The organism is Paracoccus sp. BR5-17 (assembly GCF_055693925.1).
Window position 1 is genome coordinate 885162 of record NZ_JBVFUV010000003.1, and the last position, 19463, is coordinate 904624.

Genomic DNA, 19463 nt, shown 5'->3' on the forward strand with positions numbered 1-19463 from the left:
CGCCGTCCCCTTTCACGAGACGAGGCCCGACCCATGACGCTTTTCGCCTCTGGCCCGACGCTGCCGCTGGGCCGCCTGCTGATCGCCAACCGGGGCGAGATCGCCGTCCGCATCATCCGCGCCTGCCGCGACGAGGGGATCGAGACGGTCGCCGTCCATGCCGATGCCGACCGCGACGCCCCCTTCGTGCGGATAGCCGATCAGGCCTTCGCACTGGGCGGCGACCGGCCGGACGAAACCTATCTGGACGCAGGCCGGATCATCGCCATCGCCCGGCGCGCAGGCGTCGACGCGATCCATCCGGGCTATGGCTTCCTGTCGGAAAACGCGGCCTTCGCCCAGGCGGTGCAGGACGCGGGCCTGATCTGGATCGGCCCCGATCCCGTCGTCATCGCCGCCCTTGGCGACAAGATCGAGGCCCGGCGCATCGCCGAAGCCGTCGGCGCCCCCTTGGTCGCCGGCACCCCCGGCCCGGTGGAAACCCCCGCGCAGGCCCTGGCCTTCGCCCGCGAACACGGCCTGCCCATCGCCATCAAGGCGGCCTTCGGCGGGGGCGGGCGCGGCATGAAGGTCGCCTGGCGGCTGGACGAGGTGGAAGAGCTGTTCCAATCCGCCACCCGCGAGGCGCTGACCGCCTTCGGCCGCGGCGAATGCTTCATCGAGCAGTTCCTGGACCGCCCCCGCCATGTCGAGGCGCAGGTGCTGGCCGACCGCCACGGCACCGTCCGGGTGATCGGCACCCGGGACTGTTCGCTGCAACGCCGCAACCAGAAGCTGATCGAGGAAGCGCCCGCCCCCTTCCTGACCAACGACCAGCGCGCGCGCATCCACGACAGCGCCCGCGCGATCTGCGCCCATGCGGGCTACAGCGGCGCGGGGACGGTCGAATACCTGCTGTCCGCGAACGGCACGATTTCCTTCCTCGAGGTGAACACGCGGTTGCAGGTCGAACATCCCGTGACCGAGGAAACCGCCGGCATCGACCTGGTGCGGGCCATGATCGCGGTGGCGCGGGGCGCGCGGCTGGCGGACGGGCCGGTGCCCGAACCGCGCGGCCATGCGATCGAGTTCCGGATCAACGCCGAGGATGTGGCCCGCGGCTTCCTGCCCACGCCGGGGCCGGTGGATCGCTTCGACGCCCCCTCGGGCCCCGGCGTGCGGCTGGACAGCGGCGTGGGGGCGGGATCGGTGGTGCCCGGCAGCTTCGATTCGATGATGGCCAAGCTGATCGTCACCGGCCCCACCCGCCGCGACGCCATCGCCCGCGCCCGCCGCGCCCTGGCCGAGTTCCGCATCGAGGGCGTGGCCAGCGTCCTGCCCTTCCACCGCGCCGTCCTGGAGGCCCCGGATTTCCGCGCCGAGGACGGCGATTTCCGCGTCCATACCCGCTGGATCGAGACCGATTTCGCCGAAACCCTGGCCGCCGCCGTTCAGCCGCACGCCCGCGTGGCGCCGCCCGCCAGCCCGCCGCTGCTGCGCATCGCCATCGAGATCGACGGCAGGCGCCACGAACTGGGTCTGCCTGCGGGGCTTCTGGCGGGCGGGATCAGCGCCGCACCCCCGCCGGCAAAGCCGGGCCAGCCCGAAACCGACCCCGCCGCCGTCACCGCCCCCGTCCCCGGCACCCTGACCGCCTGGCAGGTCGAGGACGGCGCCCGGGTCGAGGCGGGCCAGGTCATCGCCGTGATGGAGGCCATGAAGATGGAGACCCGCGTCGAGGCCCACCGCGCGGGCCGGATCGCCCTGGCGGCCAAGGCCGGCGATGTCCTGCCCTTCGCCGCCCTTCTGGCGCGGATCGAGCCCTGACCCGGCCCGGCCCGCAGCCGGCGACCGCCGCCCGGAAGGCAAGCCCGCCTGCGGCAGGCCGCGCCGCCCGAAGCCCCGGGCGGGCGGCAGAATCCTGTTGCAGTCCCCGGGCATTTCGCTGACCTTGCCCCGGCAGGATGGCGGACTGCATCCACGATCTGGACGCGGGGAGTGGTGCCGGGCGCCGTTTCTGCGGACAGGGGGACGGGATGCACCAGCCTGAAGCCGATGCCGACCTGGCGCTTGGCGGGATCGAGGCCTTTGCCGAGCCGAAGCGGGCCGAGCGCTGGATGCGCCCGGTGGAAATCGCCGCGGCCGCCCTGCTGGTGGCGATGATCGTCACGGTGCTGGCCAATGTCTTCTTCCGCTATGTGCTGGCCCGGCCGCTGATCTGGGGGGACGAGGTCGCCTCGATCAGCTTCATCTGGATGGCGATGCTGGGCGCGGCCCTGGCGGTGGACCGGCACGAACACATGCGCCTGACGGTGTTCCTGCCGCTGCTGCCCGGCCGCCTGGCCCGGGTCTTGGAAATCGCCGGCAGCGTGCTGGTCTGCCTGCTGCTGGTCCGGCTTTTCCCGGTCGCCGTCGCCTATGCCTACGAGGAATCCTTCATCACCTCGCCCGCGCTGGGGCTGCCGATGTCCTGGCGCGCCTCGGCCCTGCCGGCGGGCATCGGGCTGATGGCGGTGCTGATGGTGCTGTCGGTCATCCGCACCCGGGAATGGGGCGTGATCCTGGCCACGCTGGCCCTGGCGGGGCTGGCGGTGGCCGCGCTGTGGTTCGCCCGGCCCGCCGTGCTGGCCCTGGGCAACTGGAACCTGCCGCTGTTTCTGGGCCTGTTCGCGGGCGCGCTGCTGGCGGTGGGCGTGCCCATCGCCTTCTGCTTCGCGCTGGCGACGCTGGGATACCTGACCTTTGCCACGACCGCCCCGGTCTTCGTGATGATGGGCCGCATCGACGAGGGGATGTCGTCGCTGATCCTGCTGTCGGTGCCGGTCTTCGTGCTGCTGGGCTGCATCCTGGACGCGACCGGCATGGGAAGGGCCATCGTCGGCTTCCTCGCCTCGATGCTGGGCCATGTGAAGGCGGGGATGAGCTATGTGCTGCTGGGCTCGATGTTCCTGGTGTCGGGGATCTCCGGCTCCAAGGTGTCGGACATGGCGACGGTGGCGCCGGCGCTGTTTCCCGAAATGCGCCGCCGCGGCCATTCGGCGCCGGAAATGACCGCGCTGCTGGCGACCGGGGCGGCGATGGCCGACACCGTGCCGCCGTCGATCGTGCTGATCGTGCTGGGATCGGTGGCGGGCGTGTCGATCGCCGGGCTGTTCACCAGCGGCTTCGCCATCGCCCTGGTGCTGCTGGCGGTTCTTGCCATCCTGGCCCGCTGGAAGGCCCGCGGCGAACGGATGGAGGGCGTGCGCCGCGCGTCCCCGTCGGTCATCGGCCGCGCCGCGCTGATCGCCGCCCCGGCCCTGGTGCTGCCCTTCATGATCCGCAGCCTGGTGGGCGGCGGCGTCGCCACCGCGACCGAGGTCAGCACCATCGCCACGCTTTATGCCTTCATCATCGGCGCGGTGCTGTATGGCGGCATCCCGCTGCGCCGCGTGGGCGGGATGCTGGTCGAAACCGCCGCCATGTCGGGGGCGATCCTGCTGATCCTGGGCGCGGCCTCGGCGATGGCCTGGGCGCTGACGCAATCGGGCTTCGCGCGCGACCTGATGGTGCTGGTGACCGGCCTGCCGGGCGGCTGGGCGGTCTTCATGCTGGCCTCCATCGCGATCTTCCTGATCCTGGGCTGCGTGCTGGAAGGGCTGCCCGCCATCGTGCTGCTGGCGCCGATCATGTTTCCGATCGCCCGGGGCCTGGGGATCCACGACATCCATTACGCCATGGTCATCGTCACGGCCATGAACATCGGCCTGATGGCGCCGCCCATCGGCATCGGCTTCTATATCGCCTGCAAGATCGCCAACGTGCCGGCCGAACGGGTCATGGCGACGATCTGGCCCTATCTGGCCGCCCTGCTGGCGGGCCTGCTGGCCATCGCCGCCGTGCCCTGGTTCTCGACCGTCTTGCTGTAACCCATTCAACACCTCGGGGAGGAGGAATTCCATGACGATCACCCGCCGCACCATCCTGCTGGGCGCCGCCGGCGGCGCGCTTGCCGCGCCGTTCATCCGGGCCCGCCCGGCCATGGCCGCCGAATTCAGCTACAAGATCGCCAACAACCAGCCGCTGGACCATCCCAGCAACGTCCGCCTGGCCGAGGCGCAGAAGGCGATCCTGGAGGCGACCGCGGGGCGGTTCGACCTGCAGATCTTCCCGTCGAACCAGCTGGGCGCGGATACCGACGTGCTGGGCCAGCTGCGCTCCGGCGGGGTCGAGTTCTTCCAGCTGTCGCCGATCATCCTGTCCACGCTGGTCCCGAACGCCTCGATCAACGGCGTGGGCTTCGCCTTCCCCGATTACGAAACCGTCTGGAAGGCCATGGACGGCGAACTGGGCGCCTATGAGCGGTCGCAGATCGAAGGCGCGGGCCTGGTGGTGATGGACCGGATCTGGGACAACGGCTTCCGGCAGACCACCTCGTCGACGAAGCCCATCGCCACCCCCGCCGACCTGGAGGGCTTCAAGATCCGGGTGCCCGTCAGCCCGCTCTGGACCTCGATGTTCACGGCCTTCGGCGCCGCCCCGGCCTCGATCAACTTCGCCGAGGTCTATACAGCGCTGCAGACCGGCATCGTCGACGGGCAGGAAAACCCGCTGGCGATCATGAAGACCGCCAAGCTGTGGGAGGTGCAGGAATACTGTTCCATGACCAACCACATGTGGGACGGCTTCTGGCTGTTGGGCAACCGCCGCGCCTGGGGCGCGCTGCCCGAGGACATCCAGCAGGCGGTGGCCGAGAACTTCAATGCCGCCGCGCTGAAGCAGCGCGATGACATCGCCCGGATGAACGCCACGCTGCGCACCGACCTGGAAGCCCAGGGCTTCGTCTTCAACGACGTCGATCCCAAGGACTTCGAGGACAAGCTGCGCGAGGCGGGCTTCTACAGCGAATGGAAGACCACCTACGGGGATGAGGCCTGGGCCATCCTCGAGGCCGCCATCGGCCGGACCCTGGCCTGATGCGGGACGATCCGGCCCCCTTGGCTACCGGCGGCCCGCAGGTGGCGGCGCGCGCGCTGCCGCTGCGGCCGCTGGTCGGGCGGGGCCGTGCCTTGACCCTGCGGCGCGGGGCCGCTGGATCCCGGGGGCTGGACGTGGCAATCCTGTGGCATGGCGGAGGTCCCGCCGGCGCGCTGTCGATCGCCGCGGACAACCGCATGACAACCGCGCGGCAGGCCGTTCCGGTCGCCGCACTGCACCGCAAGGCCGGGCCGATCGTCCGACGCCTTGCCGATCTTGAAAGGAAGATTCGATGACCGACCCCCTGATCGTTGGCTGGGCGCACAGCAAGTTCGGCAAGGCCGAGGCGCCCGACACCATGGCCCTGATGGCCGAGGTGGCGCTTCCCGCCTTGGAACACGCGGGCCTGGCCCCCGAGGCCGTGGACGGGATCTTCACCGGCGTCTTCAACAACGGCTTCCAGCGCCAGGATTTCCAGGGCGCGCTGGTGGCGATGGGCAGCCCGGAACTGGCGGGCGTGCCCTTCATGCGCACCGAAAACGCCTGCGCCACCGGCTCGGCCGCGCTTTATGCCGCCGCCGACTTCATCGCCTCGGGGCGCGGCAAGGTGGCCCTGGTGATCGGGGCCGAGAAGATGACGGCGATCCCGATCGGCGATGTCGGCGGCGTGCTGCTGTCGGCCAGCTATGTGGCCGAAGAGGGCGACACGCCCGGCGGTTTCGCCGGCGTCTTCGGCCGCATCACCGACAGCTATTTCCAGCGCAACGGCGACCGGTCCGAGGAACTGGCGATGATCGCCGCCAAGAATCACGAGAACGGCGCCCGCAACCCCTATGCGCATATGCAGAAGGCCTTCGACCTGGCCTTCTGCAACACGCCCTCGGACAAGAACCCGCTGGTGGCGGGACCGCTGCGGCGCACCGACTGTTCGCTGGTGTCGGACGGGGCGGCGGCCATCGTCCTGGCCGCGCCCGAGGTGGCCGAGACCCTGTCGCGCGCCATCCGCTTCCGCGCCCGCGCGCAGGTGGGCGACATGCTGGCCCTGTCGCGCCGCGACCCGACCGAATTCGCGGGCGCCCATCGCGTCTGGCAGAAGGCCCTGGATCAGGCCGGGCTGGCGATCGACGACCTGTCGCTGGTGGAGACGCATGACTGCTTCACCACCGCCGAGATGATCGAATACGAGGCGATGGGCCTTGCCCCGCGCGGCCAGGGCTGGCGCGTGATCCGCGAGGGCACCACGCGCATGGACGGCAGGCTGCCGGTGAACCCCTCGGGGGGCTGAAGTCGCGCGGCCATCCCATCGGCGCCACCGGGGTGTCCCAGCACGTCATGGCGGCGATGCAGCTGACCGGCGAGGCCGGCGCCATGCAGGTGCCGGGCGCGGAACTGGCCGGCGTGTTCAACATGGGCGGCACGGCGGTCGCCAACTACTGCTCGATCCTGGAACGGCAGAAATGACCGATCCCGTGGGCGGCCAGGCGCCGGTCTCGACCCGGGTGATGAACCTGGCGACCTTCCTGACGCAGGCCGCCCGGCGCGACCCCGACGGCATCGCCCTGGTGATGGGCGATGCCCGCTGGACCTGGGGCCAGTGGGAGGCCCGCACCGACGCGCTGGCCCATGCCCTGCAGACCCGCTTCGGGCTGCAGAAGGGCGACCGGGTGATGTGCCAGTCGCAGAACTGCATGGAGATGATGCAGGCGATGTTCGCCGTTTGGCGGGCGGGCGGCGTCTGGGTGCCCGCCAACTTCCGCCAGACCCCCGACGAGGTGGCCTATCTGACGCAGGCCTCGGGCGCCCGGCTGATGGTCTGCAACGCCGCCTTCCCCGACCATGCGGCGGCCTGCGGCGTGACGACGCTGGCCATCGGGCAGGCGGATTTCGGGCCGGATCTGGGGGCCGTCACCGACGAGCATCTGGGGCAGCGCCCGCAGGTGGCGGCGGTGGATCGCGACGACCCCTGCTGGTTCTTCTTCACCTCGGGCACCACGGGACGGCCCAAGGCAAGCGTCCTGACGCATGGCCAGATGACCTTCGTGGTGACGAACCACCTGGCGGATCTGATGCCGGGGCTGACGGGGGCCGATGCCTCGCTGGTGGTGGCGCCGCTGTCGCATGGCGCGGGCGTCCATCAGCTGACGCAGGTGGCGCGGGGGGTCAAGACGGTGCTGCTGCCCGGCGAGCGGTTCGACGTGGCGCAGGTCTGGGATCTGGTCGCGCAGTGGCGCGTCTCCACCATGTTCACGGTGCCCACGATCCTGAAGCTGCTGGTCGAACATCCCTCGACGGCGGGGGCCGACAGGTCCTCGCTGCGCTATGTCATCTATGCCGGATCGCCGATGTACCGGGTGGATCAGCAGAAGGCGCTGAACACCCTCGGGCCGGTTCTGGTCCAGTATTTCGGCATGGGCGAGGTCACCGGCAACATCACCGTCCTGCCCGCGCATCTGCACCAGGCCGAGGACGGCCCCCAGGCGCGCATCGGCACCTGCGGCCATGCCCGCACCGGGATCGAGATCCAGATCCAGGACGATCAGGGCCACGAGGTCGCCCCGGGCGAGACGGGCGAGATCTGCTGCATCGGCCCGGCCGTCTTCGCCGGCTATTACAACAACCCGGACGCCAACGCCAAATCCTTCCGCAACGGCTGGTTCCGCACCGGCGATCTGGGCCACATGGACGAACAGGGCTTCGTCTATATCACCGGGCGGCAGTCGGACATGTTCATCTCGGGCGGCTCGAACGTCTATCCGCGCGAGATCGAGGAAAGGATCCTGACCCATCCCGCCATCTCGGAAGTGGCCGTCCTGGGCCTTCCCGACCCGCTGTGGGGGGAAGTCGGCTGGGCGGTCTGCGTGGCCCGGTCCCCCGTGACCGAGGAAGACCTGGCCGCGCACCTGGACGGCAAGCTGGCGCGCTACAAGATGCCCAGGCGGTTCCTGTTCTGGGACGCCCTGCCCAAGTCCGCCTATGGCAAGATCACCAAGAAGATGATCCGCGAGGAACTTGAAGCCCGCGGCATGATCGGATGAGCGGACCTGCCGTCCAGGGAAGGTTGATCCATCCCGGCCCCCGGGCGGCACGGCGCGCGGTGGCGGTGCGGGCGTCGCTGCGGCCCTTCTCGGGGGTGTTGCCGGCGGGGCGGTCGGTGATGGCGGCGGTGTCGCGGCTGCTGGCCGCGCAGGGCTGCAGCGGCGGCATGGTCCGGCTGGACGGCGCTGTCTGCGACCCGATCCGCTTCGTGTGGCCCGCGCCGTCCTTCGACGGCCTGCACGGGGCCTGGTATTCCGACACCCATGCCCCCGCCGGACCCGTCGCGATCCAACGCGCCACTGCCACCCTGGGCTGGAAGGACGGCGCGCCCTTCCTGCATTGCCACGGGACCTGGGCCGGGACCATGGGCCACCTGCTGCCCCTGGACAGCGTTCTGTCGGCGGATGCGCGCGTCACCGGCCTCGGCGCCCCCGACGCCTGGTTCGAGGCGCTGCCCGACGCGGAAACCGCCTTCACCCTGTTCACCCCGCGGGGCGCGGGCGGCGGCGGCACCGGCCTGCTGGCGCGAATCCTGCCCGGCGAGGACACCGTGACCGCGATCGAGGCCCTTTGCGCCCGCCACGGCATCACCGATGCGCGCCTGCATGGCCTGGGCAGCATCGACCATGTCCGCTTCGAGGACGGCAGCCGCATGGACTGCCACGCCACGGAACTGCGGCTGGACGGGGCGATCCTGGCCGCAGGGCGCGCCACCGTCCCGGTCGAGGTCGTGGACATCGCCGGCACCGTCATGCGCGGCAGGCTGGCCCGGGGCCTGAACCCGGTCGGCGTGACGCTGGAACTGATCGTCGAGACCGAAGGAACGAAGGAATGACGCAGGACGCCAAGGTTGCCATCGTGACGGGGGGATGCCGGGGCATCGGCCTTGCCGCGACCGAGATCTTTCTGGAACAGGGCTGGCGCGTGGCCGTGGTGGACCGCGACACCCAGGAACTGCACCGCGTCTGCGACCCGATGGACAACGTCCTGCCCGTCGAGGCCGACGTCTCTGACCCGCAGGCCGTCGATGGCGTCGTCCGGCAGGTCGTCGGCAGATGGGGCCGCGTCGATGCCCTGGTCAACAACGCGGGGGTCGCGCTGTTTTCCCGCGCGGAGCAGACCAGCTTCGAGCAATGGCGCGAGGTCATGGCCACGAACCTGGACGGCGTGTTCCTGTGCACCCAGGCGGCCATCCCCGAACTGGCCAAGACCAGGGGCGCGATCGTCAACATCGCCTCGATCTCCGGGCTGCGGGCCTCGACGCTGCGGGTGGCCTATGGCACCTCGAAGGCGGCGGTGATCCACCTGACCAGGCAGTTCGCGGCCGAACTGGGCGAACAGGGCGTCCGCGTCAACTGCGTGGCCCCCGGCCCGGTCAAGACCAAGCTTGCCATGGCCGTCCACGCCCCCGAGATCATCAGCGCCTATTACGACGCCATTCCGCTGAACCGCTATGGCGAGGCGCGCGAGATCGCCGAGGCCATCGTCTTCCTGTGCTCCGACAAGGCCAGCTTCATCACCGGCCAGACCCTGGCCGTGGACGGGGGATTCGACGCGACCGGCGTGGGGCTGCCCGCCCTGCGGCGCGAGGACGGAACCCGGCGGACGCGCTGAAGCCACCGCGCCCGGTCACGCGGCGATCATTCGGGGACGGGGGCGCCGTCCGCCAGCCGGGCGCGGTCCAGCACCCGCACGGCGTTGCGGCCCAGTTCGATGATGCCCTTGTCGCGCAGCTCTCCCAGCATCTTGTTCACGGTCTGTCGCGAACAGCCCGTCACCACGCCCAGTTGCGACTGGCTGATCCGCACCGCCTCGTCCGAGCCGCCGGTCAGTTCCTGCAGATAGATGCGGATGCGCTGTTCGGCGCTGTAGTAGTGATCGGCCGTCCGGTTGCGGTTCTCGCGCATCAGCCGGTCGTGCAGCAGGCTGCACAGGTTCGGGATCAGGATCTGCGGCGGGACATGGGCCAGCAGCGCCCGCGAGGGACAGAACAGCACGGTGGTGTCCGTCAGCGTCTGGCAGCCGGCCGCGCAGGGCCGGCCCGACAGCGCCTCGACCTCGCCCAGCATTTCGCCGGCGGTGGCGATGTGGACGATGACCTGGTTGCCGGAACTGTCCACATAGCAGACCTCGACCCGGCCCGAGGCGATGAAATAGCTGCCCTGGGTCGTCTCGCCCTGGCGCAGGATGGCGGTCGAGGGCTTCAGGCGCCGGACGGTGCAGCTGGCCAGCAGCGCAGCCTTCTGATCCCAAGTCAGCCCCTTCAGGATCGGTGCCTGAAACAGATGGGCGTATTCCCGGAAATCGATCATTGCAAAACACGTCCATCGGCAGCAGCAGGACAGATCCCACAGACCCAAGAGACAGTATCAACAAAACGGGAAAAAGGCTATCCCGGCCCGCAAGGGCACCGCGTCGAAAATGACGCAACGGGATAGCCGTAACTCGCACTCAACCCAGAATATGCAGCGCACCACGACTGCGCCCCTTTCCGATAGACGGTTTGCCCTGGGCCGTGTGTCAACCAGCCGACAAAAGCACCAACAAATTGCAATCGCAGGCGAAATTGCACGTCGTGCAAGTCAGCGCAGCAGGATCGCGCGGAAGTCGTTCACGTTCGTCAGCGTGGGACCCGTCACCACCTGGGCCCCGCAGTGGCGGAAAAAACCGTGCGCGTCGTTGTCTGCAAGGGCCTGTCGGGCCGCAGAGGCCGGCATCGCCGCCAGGGTGGCCGGGCCGATCACCGCGCCGGCCACCTCGGCCGCGCCGTCCACGCCATCGGTGTCGCAGGCAAGGGCGTGGATTCCGGGCGCGCCGGCCAGCGCGATCGCCAGGGCCAGGCAGTATTCCGCATTCGGGCCGCCTACCCCCGTGCCGCGGCGGGTGACGGTCAGTTCGCCCCCGGACAGGATCAACAGCGGCGCGTCGCCCGGCCTGCGGGCGGCCTGCCGCGCCAGGGCCAGGCTGGCATGACGGGCAGCGACCTCGCGCGCCTCGCCTTCCAGCGAATCGCCAAGGATCTCGACCGTGCAGCCGGCGGCGCGCGCCAGGGCGGCCGCGGCCTTCAGCGACTGGGCGGGGGCGGCCACGATGCGGCTCTCGCTGCGCGACAGGCGCGGATCGTCCGGGTGGATCACGCCGCTACCGCCCCGCAGCGCCCGGGCGACGCTGCCGGGCACCGCGATCCCCCAGCGGTCCAGGACCGCCCGCGCGTCGGCGGGGGTGCTGGCCTCGCCCACCGTCGGCCCCGAGCCGATCGTCGCCGGATCGTCCCCCGGCACGTCCGAGATCATCAGCGCCAGCATCCGCGCGGGCCAGGCAGCCGCGGCCAGTTGCCCGCCCTTGACCCGCGACAGGTGCTTGCGGACCAGGTTCATCTGCCCGATCGGCGCGCCCGAGGCCAGCAGCGCCGCGTTCACCGCCTGCTTTTCGGCAAGGCTTACCCCCTCGACCGGCGCGCACAGCAGCGCCGATGCCCCGCCCGAGATCAGCGCCAGCACGAAATCCCGCTCGCCCAGCCCACCCAGCAGGTCCAGCATCCGCAGCGTGGCGCGCGCTCCGGCCTCGTCGGGGACCGGATGGGCCGCCTCGACGATCTCGATGCCCCGGCAGGGGCGCGCATGGCCGTGGCGGGTGATGACCAGGCCCTCGCAGGGGCCCCAGGCCGCCTCGACGGCCTCGGCCATGCGGGCGCTGGCCTTGCCCGCCCCCACCACCACCACGCGCCCCGGTGGGCGGGGCGGCAGATGCGGGGCAAGCGCGCGCATCGGATCGGCGACCTCGACCGCGCGATCGAACAGGGCGCGCAGGAAGGCCGCCGGATCGGTCATGCGCGGCGCTGCCCCAGCCCGCCCCCCGACTGGCGCCGCCGGGCGGTTTCCAGCTGCGCCGCCGCCGTGGCGATGTCGCGCGAGGCCTGGCGGACATAGGCCAGATGGGCATGGGCCGCGGCCCGCGCGGCCGGGGGTCGCGCTCCAGGATCGCCGTGGCGATGGCGCGGTGCTGGTCGCGCAGCCGGTCGCGCATCTGCGGCAGGGTGAACAGCCGGCCGCGGTTCCGGGCGACGTTGCTGCGCAGGCTGCCCGACAGCGCCCGCATGATCTGCAAAAGGACCAGGTTGTGGCTGGCCTCGTAGATCGCCTGATGCAGGGCGGCATCGGCCTCGGCCTCGTCTTCGGGAAGGGCGGCGGCATGGGCGGCCTCGATCGCCTCCAGGGCGGCGGCGATGCGGTCGCGGTCGGGTTCGGTGGCGCGGCTGGCGGCCAGCCCGGCGGCGTGGCTTTCCACCACGTCGCGGAAATCCAGGTAATCGTCCTCGATCTCGGGGTGATCGGCCAGAAGGGCGATCAGCGGGTCGGTCAGGGCAGCCTGCCCCAGCATGGCCACGCGCAGGCCCCGCCCCTTGCCGCCCACCAGCAGGCCGCGGTCCTGAAGCATCCTCAGCCCGTCCCGCAGCGTCGGGCGCGAGACGTTCAGCCGCTGCGCCAGGTCGCGTTCGGGCAGCAGCGCCTCGTCGGGCGCCAGCGATCCCTCCAGGATCAGCGTCTCGATATGGCGGGCCACGGCCTCGGCCGCGCGTTCGGGGCGGATGTCGGGGCGGATCGGGAAATCGGTCATGGGCGGATCAATGGGCGGCACCTTCACTGCGGCCATATCATCGCAATTGACAGGTATGGTCAAATCATTTTACCAAGAAGCCCGCAGCAGAAAGGCTCCGCCATGTCCATCGCCATGCCGACGCCCGATGCGGGCGTCATCGCCCGTGGCCCGCAGATCGTCGCGGCCCTGCGCGCGGTGCTTCCGCCCGATGCGGTCATCGACGACCCGCAGGAAACCCGCGCCTATGAATGCGACGCGCTGACCGCCTATCGCTGCCCGCCGCTGGCCGTGGTCCTGCCGCGCACGACGGCCGAGGTCGCGGCCGCCCTGCGCGTCTGCGGCCAGATGGGCGTGCCGGTGGTGCCGCGCGGGGCGGGCACGTCGCTGGCGGGGGGCGCGCTGCCCACCGCCGACTGCGTGATCCTGGGCACCATGCGCCTGCGCGAGGTGCTGGAGATCGACACCGCCAATCGCTTCATCCGGGTGCAGACCGGCGTCACCAACCTGTCGGTCAGCGCGGAACTGGAACCGCTGGGCTTCTTCTACGCGCCCGATCCATCCTCGCAGTTGGCCTGCACGATCGCGGGCAACATCGCCATGAACTCGGGCGGGGCGCATTGCCTGAAATACGGGGTGACGACCAACAACCTGCTGGGCGCGACGGTGGTCCTGACCAGCGGCGAGGTGGTGGAACTGGGCGGGCCGGAATTGGGGCCGATGGGCCTTGACCTGCTGGGCATCCTCTGCGGCTCCGAAGGCCAGCTTGGCGTCGTGACCGAGGCCACGCTGCGCATCCTGCCGCGGCCGGAAGGCGCGCGCCCGGTGCTGATCGGCTTCGATTCGGCGGAAACGGCGGGCGAATGCGTGGCCAACATCATCCGGTCGGGCGTGCTGCCGGTGGCCATCGAATACATGGACGAACCCTGCCTGCGCGCGGTCGAGGCCTTCGCCCGCGCCGGATACCCCGACTGCCCCGCCGTCCTGATCGTCGAGGTCGAGGGATCGCGCGCCGAGATCGACGACCAGATCGCCCGCATCCGCGCCATCGCCGATGCCCTGAACCCCGTCGAGTTCCGCGAAAGCCGCAATGCCGACGAGGCCCTGGCCATCTGGAAGGGCCGCAAGTCGGCCTTCGGGGCGATGGGCCGGCTGGGCGACTATATCTGCCTGGACGGCACGGTGCCGGTGGGCCAGCTTCCCCATACCCTGCGCCGCATCGGCGAGTTGTCGCGCCAGCACGGGCTGGAGGTCGCGAACGTCTTTCACGCGGGCGACGGCAACATGCACCCGCTGATCCTGTTCGACGCCAACAAGCCCGGCGATCTGGCCCGCGCCGAGGCCTTCGGGGCCGACATCCTGCGCCTCTGCGTCGAGGTCGGGGGCTGCCTGACCGGCGAACACGGCGTCGGCGTGGAAAAGCGCGACCTGATGGGCGATCAGTACGCGCCCGACGATCTGGACATCCAGATGCAGGTGAAGGACGTGTTCGACCCGGGCTGGCTGCTGAACCCCGCCAAGGTCTTTCCGCTGCAGGCCAGCGCCGCCCGCAGGACGGCATCCCGGCCGAGGGCCGCGGAATGACCCTGGCCCTGGATACCGCCCCTGCCACCGAGGCCGAAGTCGCCGAGATCGTCGCCGACTGTCACGCCCGCCGCAGGCCCCTGCGCATCGAGGGCGGCGGCACGCGGGTCGAGAACCGCGGTCCGGGCGATACCCTGTCGCTGTCGCGCCTGGCCGGGGTCGTCACCTATTCCCCGGCCGAGATGACGCTGATCGCCCGCCCCGGCACCCCCCTGCCCGAGGTTCAGGAGATGCTGGCAGCCGAGGGCCAGGCCCTGGCCTTCGAGCCGCCCGACCTGCGCGGCGTCCTGGGCGGCAACGGCACGCCGACGCTGGGCGGGATGGTCGCGGCCAATGCCAGCGGGCCGCGCCGCCTGCTGGCCGGGGCCTGCCGCGATCACCTGCTGGGGGTGCGCTTCGTGGACGGACGGGGCCGGGCGCTGAAGAACGGCGGGCGGGTGATGAAGAACGTCACCGGCCTGGACCTGTCCAAGCTGCTGGCCGGATCCCACGGCACCCTGGCCGTGCTGACCGAGGTGGTGCTGAAGACCCTGCCCCTGGCTGCGGCCCGCACCACGCTGGCCTTCCCCGGCATCACCGAGGCCACCGCGCTGCGCGTCTTCACCGCGGCGCTGTCCACGCCCTTCGAGGTGTCCGGCGCGGCCCATGTCGGCGGCACGGCCTATCTGCGCCTCGAGGGGCTGGAGGGCCAGCTTGCCTATCGCCGCGACCGGCTGCTGGCGCTGCTGGCCCGCTGGAACCCGCAGGTGCTGGACGACGCCCCTTGGGACGCCATTCGCGACGTGGCGCATTTCACGGGCGGCGGGCCGCTGTGGCGGATCCTGTGCAAGCCGGGCGATGCGCCGGGCCTTTGCGCGGGCCTGCGGGCGATGGGCGGGGATTGCTCGCTGGACTGGGGCGGCGGGCTGATCTGGTATCGCGGGCCCGGCAACCCGCGCGGCCTTGCCCGCCACGCCACGCTGGTCCGCCGGGACAGCGCCCAGGGTCCGGCCTTTCCGCCGCTGGCCCCGCCCGTCGCGCGGCTGAACGAAGGCCTGCGCCGGGCCTTCGACCCGGCCGGCATCCTCAACCCCGGGCTGATGGACGGCTAGACCATGCAAACCACCTTCACCGCCGAACAGCTGGCCGACCCGCTGACCGCGCGCTCGAACGAGATCCTGCGCAGCTGCGTCCATTGCGGCTTCTGCACCGCCACCTGCCCCACCTACAAGGTGCTGGGCGACGAACTGGACAGCCCGCGCGGGCGGATCTACCTCATCAAGGACATGCTGGAAAACAGCCGCGTGCCGGATGCGAAGACCGTCCAGCACATCGACCGCTGCCTGTCCTGCCTGTCCTGCATGACCACCTGCCCCTCGGGCGTGCATTACATGCACCTGGTCGATCACGCCCGCGACTATATCGAGGCGAACTATCGCCGCCCCCTGCCCGACCGGCTGCTGCGCTGGATGCTGGCGAAGATCCTGCCCCATCCCGGCCGGTTCCGGCTGGCCCTGCAGGCGGCGCGGATCGCCCGGCCGCTGCGCCGCCTGATGCCGGATCCCCGGCTGCGGGCCATGCTGGACATGGCCCCGCGCGACATCCCGCCCCCCAGCCTGAACGACCGCCCGCAGGTCTTCCCGGCCCAGAGGCCGCGCCGCAGGCGGGTGGCGCTGCTGACGGGCTGCGCGCAGCGGGCGCTGAACACCGACATCAACGACGCCACCATCCGCCTGCTGCGCCGCCACGGCGCCGAGGTGGTGATCCCGCGCGGCCTGGGCTGCTGCGGCGCGCTGACCCACCACATGGGCCGCGCCGACGAAAGCCACGCCTTTGCCGCCGCCAACATCCGCGCCCTGACGGCGGAAATCGACGGCGAGGGCCTGGACGCGGTGGTCATCAACACCTCGGGCTGCGGAACCACGGTCAAGGATTACGGCCACATGTTCGCGGGCGACCCGCTGCAGGCGGACGCCGCGCGCGTGGCCGGTCTGGCCCGCGACATCACCGAGGTCATGGCCGATCTGGGCCTGCGGGACGCGACCCACGCGCCCGCGCTGCGCGTCGGCTATCACGCCGCCTGTTCGCTGCAGCACGGCCAGCAGATCAGGGCCACGCCCAAGGAACTGCTGGCAGAGGCGGGCTTCACCGTGCTGGAACCCCGCGACAGTCATCTCTGCTGCGGATCGGCGGGCACCTACAACCTGTTGCAGCCGGCGATCTCGGCCGAACTGAAGGCCGGCAAGGTGGCCACGCTCGAGGCGGTCGGGCCGGAGGTCATCAGCGCCGGGAACATCGGCTGCATGATGCAGATCGGTTCGGGCACGGCCATCCCGGTCGTCCATACGGCGGAACTTCTGGACTGGGCCACCGGCGGCCCAAGGCCCAAGGCGCTGCACGCCCTGGCCTGAGGGCGGGCATCTGGCGCCCGTCCGGCACCTGTGGCATCAGGCGGATCCGCGATGTCCGGCCAGCCGCAGGGCAGCGCCGGCCAAGGTCCGCCTGAGGGAATCCGCGATGCTGCGCCAGTTCTTTTCCCATTACCGGCCCTTCATGGGGCTGTTCTGGCTGGATTTCGGCTGCGCGGTCCTGTCGGGCCTGCTGGAACTGGCCTTCCCGCTGGCCGTCACCGCCTTCATCGACCACCTGCTGCCGCAGGGCAACTGGACCCTGACCGTCGCCGCCGCCGTGGGGCTGCTGGCGCTTTACGCAGTCAATGCCGGCTTGCTGACCGTGGTCATCTACTGGGGCCACAAGCTGGGCATCAACATCGAGACCGAGATGCGCGCCCGGGCCTTCGACCACCTGACCCGGCTTTCCTGGCGCTGGTACGACCGCGCCCGCACCGGCAAGCTGGTCGCCCGCGTGACCCGCGACCTCGAAGAGATCGGCGAGGTCGCCCATCACGGCCCCGAGGATGCCTTCATCGCCATCATGACCTTCGCCGGGGCCTTCGCGCTGATGTTCTGGGTGAACCCGCAGCTTGCCGTGATCGTGGCGCTGATCGTGCCGGCGATGCTGGCCATCGTGATCGTCTATGGCGGGCGCATGACCCGGACCTGGCGCGCCATCTATTCCCGGGTGGGCGATTTCAACGTCCGGCTTGAGGAGGCCCTGGGCGGGGTCCGCGTGGTTCAGGCCTTCGGCAACGAGGCCCACGAGAACCACCTGTTCGCCGCCGACAACGCCCGCTACCGCCAGGCCAAGCTGGACGCCTATCGCGTCATGGCTGCATCGAACGCCCTGCAATACATGGGGCTGCGGCTGGTGCAGGTGATCGTGATGGTCGTGGGCGCCAGCTTCGTGCTGTCGGGCGATCTGACCACCGGCGGCTTCGTGGGCTTCCTGCTGCTGGTCGGCGTCTTCTACCGCCCGCTGGAAAAGATCGCCGCCGTGATCGAGACCTATCCGCGCGGCATCGCCGGCTTTCGCCGCTACCAGGACCTGCTGGCCACGGAACCCGAGATCGCCGACGCGCCGGGCGCCGTCGAGGCCCCTGCCCTGCGCGGCGACATCCGCTTCGAGGGCGTGGGCTTCGCCTATGACGCCGGCCGCACCATCCTGGACGGCATCGACCTGACCGTGAAGGCCGGGGAAACCGTGGCCTTCGTCGGACCCTCGGGCGCGGGCAAGACCACGCTGCTGGCGCTGCTGCCGCGGTTTTACGAACCAACGCGGGGCCGGATCACGGTGGACGGCATGGCGCTGCGCGACCTGCGCCTGAACAGCCTGCGTCGGCAGATCGGCCTGGTCAGCCAGGACGTGTTCCTGTTCGGCGGCACGCTGCGCGACAACATCGGCTATGGCCGCCTGGGCGCCACCGACGACGAGATCCGCCAGGCCGCGGCCCAGGCGCAACTGGCGCCGATGATCGAGGAACTGCCCGAGGGCCTGGACACGGTGGTGGGCGAACGCGGCGTGATGCTGTCGGGGGGCCAGAAACAGCGCGTGGCCATCGCCCGGGCCTTCCTGAAGAACCCGCCGATCCTGATCCTGGACGAGGCGACAAGCGCGCTGGACAGCCAGACCGAACGCGAGATCCAGTCGGCCCTCGACGCCCTGGCCGCGGGGCGGACCACGCTGGTCATCGCGCACCGGCTGGGCACGATCCGCAACGCCGACCGCATCGTGGTCATGCAGCGGGGCCGGATCGCCGAGATCGGCAGCCATGCCGACCTGATCGCCCGGGGCGGGATCTATGCCGGGCTGGCGGCCTGATCCCAATAGGCGGCGGCGGTGAAGGCCTTGCGGTCCATGCCGCGCGCCAGCAGGTGCTGGCGGGCTTGGCGGGCCCGCGCGGAATCGGCCGCGAACCAGACGACGCTGCCCGGGGACAGGTCGGCCTGCGCCAGGGCCGCCAGCAGGTCGCCGCCGTGCGTCACGCGCGGATCGGCCGCCAGGGCGCCCAGATCGGCGATGCCGGCGCTGACATGCGCCGTGACGGCGCCGCGGGCCAGTTTCAGCATCCGGGCGATGGCCGGCAGGGCCGTCTCGTCGCCGAAGAGATGCAGCCGGTCCGCCTCGGGGCACCAGCCGCCGCCCGGGCCGATGATGGCGACCTGGGTTCCCTGCGGCCCTGACAGCGCCCAGTCGCAGGTCGGACTGCCGGCGTGGCGGAAGACGTCGAACTCCAGCCAGTCCTCGGCCTGCTCGGCCACGGTATAGACCGGCCGGTGCAGCGCATCCGCGCCCGACGGCCATTCCGTCCGGCCCGATGCACCGACCCGGGGCCACCGGGCCACCCGCCCCGCGGGGGCAGCAGCAACCGGAAATGCAGGCTGCCCTGGCCGAACCGCGCCGCATCGGGACCCGACAGCCGCACCCGGATGAAGCCGGGGCTGCGCCGTGCGACGGACACCACCCGCATCAGCGACAGCCCCGGGGCCAGCGCGCCCGCGTCCACCCGGTCCCAGCGGACCTCCAGCCCGGCCTCGGCGAACAGTTCGGTGGCGCTGTCCTGAAGGTTGCCCAGCAAGCGCGCCTCGGGGGCCGACAGTTCGATGCGGACATCGCCGCCGCCCGGCACCAGGCGCAACTCGCAGCCCCAGACGAACAGGCTGAGCCGTTCGACGGTATCCTCGACCGGGACCTCCCAGGCGGCGGCGCGGGCTTTCACCGCCGCCGCGGCCGCGCCCGAGCCGCGCGGGATGGTGCCGGAATTGCGATGGCTGCGCAGATGGGACATGGCGGGGCCTTCTCCTGATCGCCTCTGGATAAACTAAACTGATTTGGTCAACAACATGGCGCTGCGGGGTTCGCGCCAGGGGCCAGGCGAGGGCGGCCGATGATGCTGCTGCCCGTCGGGCGGCACCGGATGGCCGGAACACGGTGCC

At 70.9% G+C, this 19463-nt stretch carries 15 protein-coding genes and 2 pseudogenes; 13 read left to right on the plus strand and 4 right to left on the minus strand.

Annotation, left to right across the window (positions count from 1 at the left end; translation table 11 throughout):
- The first annotated feature begins 33 nt into the window (after window positions 1–33).
- The 8 genes and pseudogenes from ACZ1HC_RS05770 to ACZ1HC_RS05805 all read left to right on the plus strand — a co-directional run bounded on the left by ACZ1HC_RS05770 (window position 34) and on the right by ACZ1HC_RS05805 (window position 9585).
- The gene (locus ACZ1HC_RS05770) at window positions 34–1806 is read left to right on the plus strand and encodes an acetyl/propionyl/methylcrotonyl-CoA carboxylase subunit alpha (RefSeq protein WP_472699133.1); all 1773 of its coding nucleotides are present in this window, start codon (window positions 34–36) and stop codon (window positions 1804–1806) included.
- 209 nt (window positions 1807–2015) lie between these two features.
- The gene (locus tag ACZ1HC_RS05775) at window positions 2016–3887 is read left to right on the plus strand and encodes a TRAP transporter large permease subunit (protein ID WP_472699134.1); all 1872 of its coding nucleotides are present in this window, start codon (window positions 2016–2018) and stop codon (window positions 3885–3887) included.
- A 31-nt stretch (window positions 3888–3918) separates the two neighbouring features.
- Window positions 3919–4935 carry a TRAP transporter substrate-binding protein gene (locus ACZ1HC_RS05780; RefSeq protein WP_472699135.1) on the plus strand — a complete coding sequence of 339 codons (1017 nt, stop codon included), beginning with the start codon at window positions 3919–3921 and terminating at the stop codon, window positions 4933–4935.
- Window positions 4935–5231 carry a hypothetical protein gene (locus tag ACZ1HC_RS05785; protein ID WP_472699136.1) on the plus strand — a complete coding sequence of 99 codons (297 nt, stop codon included), beginning with the start codon at window positions 4935–4937 and terminating at the stop codon, window positions 5229–5231. The genes ACZ1HC_RS05780 and ACZ1HC_RS05785 overlap by 1 nt, the downstream gene beginning before the upstream one ends.
- Window positions 5228–6396 (plus strand): annotated as a pseudogene (locus ACZ1HC_RS05790) (acetyl-CoA acetyltransferase). Before ACZ1HC_RS05785 ends, ACZ1HC_RS05790 begins: the two are co-directional and overlap by 4 nt.
- The gene (locus ACZ1HC_RS05795) at window positions 6393–7970 is read left to right on the plus strand and encodes an acyl-CoA synthetase (RefSeq protein WP_472699137.1); all 1578 of its coding nucleotides are present in this window, start codon (window positions 6393–6395) and stop codon (window positions 7968–7970) included. The pseudogene ACZ1HC_RS05790 and the gene ACZ1HC_RS05795 overlap by 4 nt, the downstream one beginning before the upstream one ends.
- On the plus strand, window positions 7967–8806 hold the full coding sequence (locus ACZ1HC_RS05800; RefSeq protein ID WP_472699138.1) for a PCC domain-containing protein: 840 nt from the start codon (window positions 7967–7969) through the stop codon (window positions 8804–8806). Before ACZ1HC_RS05795 ends, ACZ1HC_RS05800 begins: the two co-directional genes overlap by 4 nt.
- Window positions 8803–9585: an SDR family NAD(P)-dependent oxidoreductase gene (locus ACZ1HC_RS05805; RefSeq protein ID WP_472699139.1), complete on the plus strand. Its 783-nt coding sequence runs from the start codon at window positions 8803–8805 to the stop codon at window positions 9583–9585. The genes ACZ1HC_RS05800 and ACZ1HC_RS05805 overlap by 4 nt, the downstream gene beginning before the upstream one ends.
- 26 nt (window positions 9586–9611) lie before the next feature.
- Here the strand turns inward: ACZ1HC_RS05805 and ACZ1HC_RS05810 are convergent, their stop codons facing one another.
- The 3 genes and pseudogenes from ACZ1HC_RS05810 to ACZ1HC_RS05820 form a co-directional block, all read right to left on the minus strand.
- The gene (locus ACZ1HC_RS05810) at window positions 9612–10283 is read right to left on the minus strand and encodes a Crp/Fnr family transcriptional regulator (protein WP_472699140.1); all 672 of its coding nucleotides are present in this window, start codon (window positions 10281–10283) and stop codon (window positions 9612–9614) included.
- A 270-nt stretch (window positions 10284–10553) separates the two neighbouring features.
- Window positions 10554–11801 (minus strand): glycerate kinase type-2 family protein, encoded by a 1248-nt coding sequence (locus ACZ1HC_RS05815; protein ID WP_472699141.1) that lies wholly within the window; start codon window positions 11799–11801, stop codon window positions 10554–10556.
- A gap of 193 nt (window positions 11802–11994) precedes the next feature.
- Window positions 11995–12624: pseudogene (locus tag ACZ1HC_RS05820) on the minus strand (FadR/GntR family transcriptional regulator); the annotation flags it as partial.
- 72 nt (window positions 12625–12696) lie between these two features.
- Between ACZ1HC_RS05820 and ACZ1HC_RS05825 the strand changes: the two are divergent.
- From ACZ1HC_RS05825 to ACZ1HC_RS05840, 4 genes are all read left to right on the plus strand, one after another.
- Window positions 12697–14151 (plus strand): FAD-linked oxidase C-terminal domain-containing protein, encoded by a 1455-nt coding sequence (locus ACZ1HC_RS05825; RefSeq protein WP_472700789.1) that lies wholly within the window; start codon window positions 12697–12699, stop codon window positions 14149–14151.
- On the plus strand, window positions 14148–15242 hold the full coding sequence (locus ACZ1HC_RS05830) for an FAD-binding protein (RefSeq protein ID WP_472699142.1): 1095 nt from the start codon (window positions 14148–14150) through the stop codon (window positions 15240–15242). Before ACZ1HC_RS05825 ends, ACZ1HC_RS05830 begins: the two co-directional genes overlap by 4 nt.
- Before the next feature lie 3 nt (window positions 15243–15245).
- Window positions 15246–16541 (plus strand): glycolate oxidase subunit GlcF, encoded by a 1296-nt coding sequence (glcF, locus tag ACZ1HC_RS05835; RefSeq protein WP_472699143.1) that lies wholly within the window; start codon window positions 15246–15248, stop codon window positions 16539–16541.
- Window positions 16542–16647: 106 nt separating this feature from the next.
- Window positions 16648–18348 (plus strand): ABC transporter ATP-binding protein, encoded by a 1701-nt coding sequence (locus ACZ1HC_RS05840; RefSeq protein WP_472699144.1) that lies wholly within the window; start codon window positions 16648–16650, stop codon window positions 18346–18348.
- On the opposite strand, the gene ACZ1HC_RS05845 is transcribed toward ACZ1HC_RS05840, so the two are convergent.
- On the minus strand, window positions 18327–18872 hold the full coding sequence (locus tag ACZ1HC_RS05845) for a siderophore-interacting protein (protein ID WP_472699145.1): 546 nt from the start codon (window positions 18870–18872) through the stop codon (window positions 18327–18329). The two genes, ACZ1HC_RS05840 and ACZ1HC_RS05845, sit on opposite strands and share 22 nt — an antisense overlap.
- An 84-nt stretch (window positions 18873–18956) precedes the next feature.
- On the opposite strand from ACZ1HC_RS05845, the gene ACZ1HC_RS05850 reads away from it, so the two are divergent.
- Entirely contained in the window at window positions 18957–19091 is a 135-nt protein-coding gene (locus ACZ1HC_RS05850) for a hypothetical protein (RefSeq protein ID WP_472699146.1), read from the plus strand.
- Window positions 19092–19463 lie beyond the last annotated feature (372 nt).

Bases quoted from the DNA above. Each gene is read 5' to 3' on its own strand.
- glcF (WP_472699143.1), top strand. From the start codon at position 15,246: ATGCAAACCACCTTCACCGCCGAACAGCTGGCCGACCCGCTGACCGCG.
- ACZ1HC_RS05830 (WP_472699142.1), top strand. From the start codon at position 14,148: ATGACCCTGGCCCTGGATACCGCCCCTGCCACCGAGGCCGAAGTCGCC.
- ACZ1HC_RS05805 (WP_472699139.1), top strand. From the start codon at position 8,803: ATGACGCAGGACGCCAAGGTTGCCATCGTGACGGGGGGATGCCGGGGC.
- ACZ1HC_RS05795 (WP_472699137.1), top strand. From the start codon at position 6,393: ATGACCGATCCCGTGGGCGGCCAGGCGCCGGTCTCGACCCGGGTGATG.
- ACZ1HC_RS05815 (WP_472699141.1), bottom strand. From the start codon at position 11,801: ATGACCGATCCGGCGGCCTTCCTGCGCGCCCTGTTCGATCGCGCGGTC.
- ACZ1HC_RS05775 (WP_472699134.1), top strand. From the start codon at position 2,016: ATGCACCAGCCTGAAGCCGATGCCGACCTGGCGCTTGGCGGGATCGAG.
- ACZ1HC_RS05840 (WP_472699144.1), top strand. From the start codon at position 16,648: ATGCTGCGCCAGTTCTTTTCCCATTACCGGCCCTTCATGGGGCTGTTC.
- ACZ1HC_RS05810 (WP_472699140.1), bottom strand. From the start codon at position 10,283: ATGATCGATTTCCGGGAATACGCCCATCTGTTTCAGGCACCGATCCTG.
- ACZ1HC_RS05770 (WP_472699133.1), top strand. From the start codon at position 34: ATGACGCTTTTCGCCTCTGGCCCGACGCTGCCGCTGGGCCGCCTGCTG.
- ACZ1HC_RS05850 (WP_472699146.1), top strand. From the start codon at position 18,957: ATGAAGCCGGGGCTGCGCCGTGCGACGGACACCACCCGCATCAGCGAC.
- ACZ1HC_RS05785 (WP_472699136.1), top strand. From the start codon at position 4,935: ATGCGGGACGATCCGGCCCCCTTGGCTACCGGCGGCCCGCAGGTGGCG.
- ACZ1HC_RS05800 (WP_472699138.1), top strand. From the start codon at position 7,967: ATGAGCGGACCTGCCGTCCAGGGAAGGTTGATCCATCCCGGCCCCCGG.
- ACZ1HC_RS05780 (WP_472699135.1), top strand. From the start codon at position 3,919: ATGACGATCACCCGCCGCACCATCCTGCTGGGCGCCGCCGGCGGCGCG.